General features: G+C 72.2%; 4 protein-coding genes. 2 read left to right on the top strand and 2 right to left on the bottom strand.

The features are described 5' to 3' along the window. Window positions 1-119: 119 nt before the first annotated feature. Both ACIRQP_RS41630 and ACIRQP_RS41625 read right to left on the bottom strand, forming a co-directional pair. Window positions 120-659 (bottom strand): hypothetical protein, encoded by a 540-nt coding sequence (locus tag ACIRQP_RS41630; protein ID WP_403900576.1) that lies wholly within the window; start codon window positions 657-659, stop codon window positions 120-122. Window positions 660-1,145: 486 nt separating this feature from the next. Continuing rightward, complete coding sequence (locus ACIRQP_RS41625; RefSeq protein WP_403900574.1) at window positions 1,146-4,130, bottom strand: BTAD domain-containing putative transcriptional regulator; 2,985 nt, start codon at window positions 4,128-4,130, stop codon at window positions 1,146-1,148. A 176-nt stretch (window positions 4,131-4,306) separates the two neighbouring features. Here ACIRQP_RS41625 and ACIRQP_RS41620 point away from each other — a divergent pair, with 176 nt between their 5' ends. Both ACIRQP_RS41620 and ACIRQP_RS41615 read left to right on the top strand, forming a co-directional pair. Beyond that, window positions 4,307-5,209: a hypothetical protein gene (locus tag ACIRQP_RS41620; RefSeq protein WP_403900572.1), complete on the top strand. Its 903-nt coding sequence runs from the start codon at window positions 4,307-4,309 to the stop codon at window positions 5,207-5,209. Between the two features lie 17 nt (window positions 5,210-5,226). Further along, entirely contained in the window at window positions 5,227-7,473 is a 2,247-nt protein-coding gene (locus tag ACIRQP_RS41615; protein ID WP_403900570.1) for a PQQ-binding-like beta-propeller repeat protein, read from the top strand. Window positions 7,474-7,558 lie beyond the last annotated feature (85 nt).

The following is a 7,558-nucleotide window of genomic DNA, read 5'->3' as shown; positions in this document are numbered from 1 at the left end:
GCGTCGCACGCACCCCGATCGGGTGAGTAACGAACCACCGCCACTCTGACGGTCCGTCAGCCAACTAGACTCCGAAAGGGCCCCTTGACCAGGGCATATGGAGAACTGCAACTGGAGTACTAAGCCGCGACGCGTTCGCCGGACGGTTCGGCGACCACGATCTGGATGTGCGGCGGGGCGTACTTGCGCGCCTTGCGGACCATCTTCGCCAGATCGAACTTGGGCCGCTGAACCGCGACGTGGATCGGCGCGGGCATGGCCGGGTTCTGCTGCGGAACGATGGCGCCGGTCGGCAAGGTCGCGCCAGGACGCAGCCGCGCACCGATCAACGCGTGCCGGGCGTTCGGCGGTGTGGCCACGACGAACTGGGTGACGTCGGTCCACGGCAGCAACACGTTGCCGAACCGCACACCGGCCGCGTCGAACTGGAACGCCGTGCGTCGCTGCTCGAACCAGGAGATGATGAAGGGGACCGCCGCGACGATGACCACGCCGCCCTTCATGTCGAGTGCCCAGCCGAGCAGTGCGGCGAGTGCCACGACGCCGATGATCGACCCCCACAGGCCGGCCTGGTCCTGGGCGGAGAACGGGTGGGTGACCCGGTAGCGTTCCCATCGCCCAGTGCGGCGGGTGGGCTGTGTGCCGGGCGAGCTATTCATGTGCGACATAGTGCTAGGTCCTCTCTTGATGTGTTGCTGTGCTGCCGTGGCGTCACTTCCACGTCGCGAGGGGCTGATCGACGGCACCCGTAGTGCACTCGAACGACGTCAGGGCGTCCGCCCTTGGCCGACGAGGAACCCCTGTGATCTACGCCTCCCACGAAGATCGCCCCGCCGATCCTCATCTGCGTCGGCCCGCGCTCGCCGGAGTACCCGAGGACGCGTGACAGGACGTTCAGTTCACTCCCTGTTCAGATGGGGCTGGTGCGCTCGGGATGGCATCCAGAGCCGGCGTGAGACGGTTGGCCCGGGATCCGGCATGACGTGGCAAACCCAATCGCGAGGCGCTGGAATGCCGATGAAATCCTGCTGAAGCAAGCAAGCGACCGGCCGGGCCGGCCGGCCGGGCCGGAGGATGTGGGAGGACCACAGGGGGGCGCGGTGCGCGACCGGGCTGCTTGGATGCGTACAGCACCCTCACGGAACTCAGGTTTGCAGACGAGTTGCTTGGACCCCGTGAATCCCCACTTCCTCTGCGGTCACGGACTCCACGCCACGAGGAGAGGGAGACCTCCGTTCCTCGGCTCCGGCCAGGGAGAGGGCGATCCGGAACTGCTCTTGTGCCTCGGCGCGGCGGCCCGCCGCCGCATAGGTATTCCCGAGACGGCTGCGGACCTCCCTCTCCAGCGCCGTGCTCGTGTGCTCGGTGAGTGTGGACAGGGCCTCGTGGTGGAGGGCGACGGCCAAGTGCAGGTCTCCCTGACTGTGTTCCGCAGCGCCGAGCAGGGACAGGCTCACCGCGCGCAGCTGCAGGTCCCCGACCTCCCGGGCCAGATCGGCCGCCCGCCTCAGCAGGCTCCTGGCCTCCACGTGCCGGCCGAGCGCCAGGTGGGCCTCGGCGGCGAAGCACAGGGTCTTGCTGATCATCCTGGGCCGGCCGATCTTCTCGGCGAAGGCGAGGGAGGTGGCGTAGTACGCGAGTGCCCCCTCGTGCCGCCCCTGTTGGTCGTAGATGGCGCCGAGGTTGCAGGTCGACATCCCGGCCAGCCAGTCGTCGTCGAGCCGGGCCGCCAGCTCCACCACCTCGCTCAGATGGGCGACCGCCTCCGCGGTGCGGCCCAGCGCCCGCTCCGCGGCGCCCAACCCGGCCATCGCGCGTGCCTGTTCGCGCAGGTCGCCCTGACGGCGGGCGATGCACAGCGCGTCGGTGCACCAGGCGTGCGCCTGCCGGAATCGCCCCTGGTAGATGTGGGCAATGCCCATGCAGTTCCGCAACGAGGAGGGCATCCGCCGGTCGGCCGCCAAGTCCGCGCAGGACAGCGCGAGCTCCAGGGCCGCCCGGCACTCGTGGTAGCGGCCCTGGCGGACCAGGAGGTCGGCCAGGCCCTCGGCGATCCAGCAGGCGTGGTCACGCTCCCCGGCGGCGGCCGCGTAGGCCACCACGTCGACCAGTTCACCGCCCGCGGCGTCCAGCCACGCGGCGGCGTCCAGCCAGTCGGGGAAGGGCGAGCCGGAGACGTCCGGGCCGGTCGGAAAGCCCTCGGGGCCCCAGTCGCTGGTGATCCGGCCGGCGGCCGTGTAGAGGTGCAGCACGGCGACGCGGTCCGCGGCGGCCTCTTCGGGCGCCACGGCGGCGAGGCGACGCGTGTGGTCCCGTACGAGATCGTGCAGCCGGTAGCGGCCGGGCTGCGGCTGCTGCAGCAGACTCGCGTCGACCAGGCGCTCCAGGAGCTCCTCGGTGTCCTCGCGGGAACGGCCCAGCATGACAGCAGGGGTGAGCCCGTCGAACCCGGCGGTCGGCGACAGGCCCAACACGCGGAACGCGCGCCGAAGTTCGGGCGTGAGCTGGTCGTAGGACATCCGAAAGGCGGCCTCCACGCTGCGGTCCTCGACCTGCAACTCGCCAAGGCGGCGCTCGTCGACCGACATCCGGCCCACCAGGTGGGCCAGCGTCCAGGACGGACGGTTCTGCAGCCGGGCCCCCGTGATACGCAGCGCCAGAGGCAGACCGCCGCAGCGCCGGGCGAGTTCATGCGCGGCCTCCGGTTCCCGCTCGGCGCGCGCCTCGCCCAGGAGGTGTGTGAGCAGCGTGACCGCCTCGCCCGTGCTGAGGGGCTCCACGGCGAGCCGCACGTCGGCGTCGAGTCCGGACAGGCGCTGCCGGCCGGCCACCAGCACCCTGCTGCCCGGACCGGCGGGCAGCAGCGGGCGCACCTGCTCCGCGCTGCGGGCGTCGTCCACGACCAGGAGCAGCCGCAGTGAGCTCGTGGCCGCGCGCCAAGCCGTGACCAGCTCGTCCAGGTCATCCGGCACATCGCCGTCCGCGCTCTTGACGGCGCGCAGCAGCCGGTGCAGCGCCCGCTGCGGGCGGAGGCTCTCGTGGGCGGCGCCGTGTGCGTGCAGGTCCACGAACAGGCAGCCGTCCGGGTATTGGTCGCGGAGCGTCCAGGCGGCGCGGACCACCAGCGCGGTCTTGCCGACGCCCGCCGTGCCATCCACGGCCAGCACAGACACGGCCCCGGTGGACACGGGCGCGGTGAGCAGGGCGAGTTCCGCCTCCCTGCCGACGAGGCAGGCGGTGTCGCCGGGGAGTTCGTTCCGCCGTGGCCGGGGACGCTCGGGCGCGGGCGCGGACCCGTCCGCGCGCTGCCGCTCCGCCCGGCCGAGCAGCAGCAGGTCGTCCTGGCGCAAGATGCCCTGGTGCACCCGGCGCAGTTCCTCGCCGGGATCCACCCCCAGCTCGCTGAGGAGCCGGTCCCGCATCTCCTGGTAAGCGGTGAGCGCCTCGGCCTGCCGGTCGCTGCCGTACAGCGCGCGCATCCGCAGGGCGGCGAGCGGCTCGTCGTACGGCTGTGCCATGGGCGCAGCCATGAGGTCGTCCAGGGCATCCGTGTATCGGCCAAGGAGCACCAGGCACTCCACCCGCTCCTGGTGGAGCGTGCGCCGCTGCTGGTCAAGGCGCTGCCGCTCGGCGTCGGCGAACGGCCCTGGCAAGCCGGGCAGCGGTTCGCCGCGGAACAGCTTCAGAGCCCGGGTGCAGTGGTCGAGGGCGGTGGCGAGGTCGCCCGCGGACTTCGCGCGCTGAGCGCCAACGGACTTTTCGGCCAGCTCACCGATGTCCGTCCGCGCCCCGCCGGGCACGAAGCGGTAGCCGCCGCGCTCGCCACGGATCAACGACTCGGCAGGCCTGGCGCCTGGCGCGTCCAGTGCCTTGCGCAGCGGGTAGACGTAGCTCGGCAGGACCCGGCGGCCCGTCCCCGGGGGCTCGGCTCCCCAAACATCGTCGAGCAGTTGCTGGTGTGTGACCAGTGTCTCCGTACGCAGGATCAGCGCTGCCAGCACCGCCTGCCGTCGTACGGGACCGAGATCGAGCGGCGCCTCGCCGCGGCGGGCTCTGACCGTGCCGAGCAGGTCGAGCCGCAGCTGCCCCGTCGAATCTGCCGAACCCTTGCCCACTTCAAAGCCCCGCATGTTCCCCACAGCCCCTCGAGTCTCTTGCTTCAGCAAGATTTCATCGGCATTGCAGCGCTTCGGGAAAGAGTTTGGCAAGTTGTGTCGGGCCCCGGTGCGCCTGCGCTCGGCCCGCACACGGGACGAGGCCCCTGCCGCACCCAACGGCGTGAACCAGACGGAAAGCGAGCAGCCCCGTGAGTGAGACCCCGCAGTTGGACCCCCAGCAGGGCTCCGGGGAGACCGGCCCCACCCGGCCGCTCCCGCAGGGAACACCGGGATGGGGACCTGCGGCGCATGTCCCGGGGCAGGTGCCGCCCCCCGTGCCGGGCCAGGCACCGCCTCCGGTCCCGTCCCAGTCGCCGGGCGCGCCCTCGGCGTGGTCGCAGCCGGTCCCCGCGACGCCGCCGCAGTACGGCGCCCCGGCCGCGGGGCAACCGCGGGGCAGTACGCGGCTCTGGCTGATCGGCGGCGGCGCGGCGCTCGCCGCGGCCGTGGTCGTCGGGGTGCTCGTGGCCACGTCGGGGGACGAAGGGAAGAGCGCCGCGCCGGGGAGCCCCTCCGGTGCGCCGGGCGGCATCGCCAAGCCGCCGGCGGCGGAGAAGGCGTTCACCAAGGCGCCCGAAGGCTGCGAGCTGATCAAGGCGTCCACCATCGCGGACATCGCGCCCGGAGCCGAGTGCGTGCCGTCGCCGTTCGATGACAGCAAGATAGCGGCGATGATCACCAGGATGCCGAGGTGGGAAATGCCCTGGGGCACGGGCGGCGCGTATGTGGGCCTGGACGTCAGCCTCACGATCTCTTCCGGGGCGGAGGGCAGGTACGACATGAACAAGGAGGTGGCCCTCAACGGATCGAAGTCGGTGCGTACGACCACCGACTCACGGTCGGTCGGCGATCTCGGCGACGAGGCCCACGTCATCCATGCCGTCGACAAGGAGCCGCTGGATCTGGCGGAGGCACAGGTGCTCGTCCGCGAGGGCAACGCCACCATCGCCGTGCGCTACAACTACGCCCCCGCGGACTCCGGCAAGACCGAGGAGCAGGCCGAGGCCGCCGCCATCGCCGCCGCCCGCGACGCACTCGGCTCGCTGAGCTGACCGCCCGCAGCGACGAGGTGCACACACCGACGCACGGCGGCAGCGACCCCACGGTCCCGCAGCCGCCGCACACCACGGTCCCGCGGCTGCACCACGCCACCGTCCCGCAGCCGCCCGGCCAGGTCCTCCAGCAGCAGAGCACTGCCCGTATCGGCCCCTACGAGGTCTTCCAGCTCCTGGGCGAGGGCGGCATGGGCAGGGTCTTCCTGGCCAGGTCACCGGGGTCTCGCCTGATCGCGCTGAAGGTCATCAGACCCGAGTACGCCGAGACACCGAACTTCCGCGGGCGTTTCCGGCGCGAGGCCGACGCCGCACGGAGGGTGAGCGGGTTCTTCACGCCGCCGGTGCTCGACGCGGACGCCGACGCCCAGCAGCCCTGGCTGGCCACCGCCTACATCCCCGCACCGTCCCTGCACGATGTCGTACGTCGCTTCGGCGTGCTGCCCGAGCCGGCCCTGCGGGCCCTGGGGACCGGCCTCGCGGAGGCGCTCCTCGCGATCCACGCCGCCGGAATCGTCCACCGCGACCTCAAGCCCGGGAACGTTCTCGTGGCCGAGGACGGGCCCCGCGTCATCGACTTCGGCATCAGCCGGGCGGCGGACGCGACGCAGGTGACCCGGACGGACGCCGTGATCGGGACACCCGGGTTCATGGCCCCCGAGCAGATCGTGTCAAGCCGCGAGGCCGGACCGGCGGCCGACGTCTTCTCCCTCGGCTGCGTCCTGGTCTTCGCGGCCACCGGCCGGGGCCCCTTCGGCGCCGGAGGCACGGCCGAGATCCTCTACCGGGCCGTCCACGCCCCGCCGCAGCTGGACGGCGTACCCGACGCGCTGCGTCCGCTGGTCGCGGCCTGCCTGGACAAGGACCCCGCCCGCAGGCCGCCCACCACCTCGGTGCTGGCCGCGCTCGGTCCCGCCGAACCTTCCGCGCTGCTGACCTTGGGCCTGCGGGAGGACCTGGCCCGACGGGAGGCGCACGCCGCCGTCCTGGTGGCCGCACCCCCCATGCCCGTGACCCCGCTGGCCACGGAGAACCCGAGCGGGCCGAGCCGCCGCCGCTTCCTGTGGATCGCCGCGGCCGGCGGCACCGCGGCGGCGGCCGCGGGCGCCGCGGCTCTGGCCGGGTGGCAGTCGAAGCCCGGCCGCACCCCGGGCCGCGGCGGCGGCAGCGCGGGCACCACGGTCCGGCCCGCCGCCAAGGTGCCCGGGGGCCCGGCGCCGCAGTGGTCGGGCCCGCTGCGAACCGTGGAGAACGGACAACTGCAGGTCCTGGGCGACACCTTGGTGCACTGGGACCAGCGGAACGCCATCGGCTATGACACGGCGACCGGAAAGGAACGCTGGACGGCCAAGCCCCGCGTGCCGTCCGACGTCAACGGCGAGCCCGACTGGCTCGGCGTCCAGGGCTCGACGCTGTACGCCACGGCCTGGGGCGACCGCGGCTATCTGCTCGGCCTGGACGGCAACGGCGCCCTGAAGTTCAGCCACGCGGTCACCGAGCCGGAGGAGGGGGGCTACTCCTCCCCCGACCACATCCAGGACGTCTTCTGCGTCACCGGCTCGGTCGCCCTCGTCGGCAGCGACGGCGATCAGGGCTACAAGGTGCGCGCCGTGGACCTCGACGCGGGGAAGGTGTTGTGGTCCCGCAAGGTGGCCAGCAGCGACCACCAGGCCTACGCCGACGGGAACACCTGCTTCCTGCAAGACGACGGCACCCTCCGCGGACTCGACCTGCGTACCGGCGAGGTGCGCTGGTCGATCCGGGACGTCGTCACGCCCGGCGCCTACCCACGCCTGGCCACCGACGGGAACACGCTGCTCGTCACCAGCGTGAAGGTGCAGGCCTTCGGGGCCGCCGACGGCCGCGCACGGTGGACCGCCGTCAACGAGACGACCAACCTCAGCCCCACCACGGTCCTGGGCAAGCGGGCCTACGTCGCGGACGGCCAGGGCACAGTCTTCGCCCTCGACATGCGGAGCGGCAAGCAGTTGTGGCATACCGCGAGCCCGCTGTCCCTCGACCCCCAGGGCGCCGGCGACCCGGGTCCCGCCGCTTCCTCGTCCGTGGTGGCGCTCTCCCTGTTCGGCGCCGTCACCCCGGGCTTCATCGTCCTGCGCGCCTCGGACGGCAAGCCGCTATGGGCGCACCAGGCCTCCGGCGCCGGAGCCAAGAGCAAGAACTCGTGGTTGGTGCGGACCGTCGGCACCACCGTCTATGCCGCATCCGACACCACCCTCTACGCGTTCCGGAGTGACACCTCCTAATGCCGTTGTCAAGCAACTGCTGTGACCTGGAGTCCAGGTTGAAAGCACTGTCCGTCACGGATGAGGGCCCACAGGACGTTGACGC

It is taken from the genome of Streptomyces sp. NPDC102274, assembly GCF_044766385.1.
Classification (GTDB): domain Bacteria; phylum Actinomycetota; class Actinomycetes; order Streptomycetales; family Streptomycetaceae; genus Streptomyces.
Note: the sequence above shows the minus strand (reverse complement) of the source record. Positions and strands in the feature narration are given on the sequence as shown.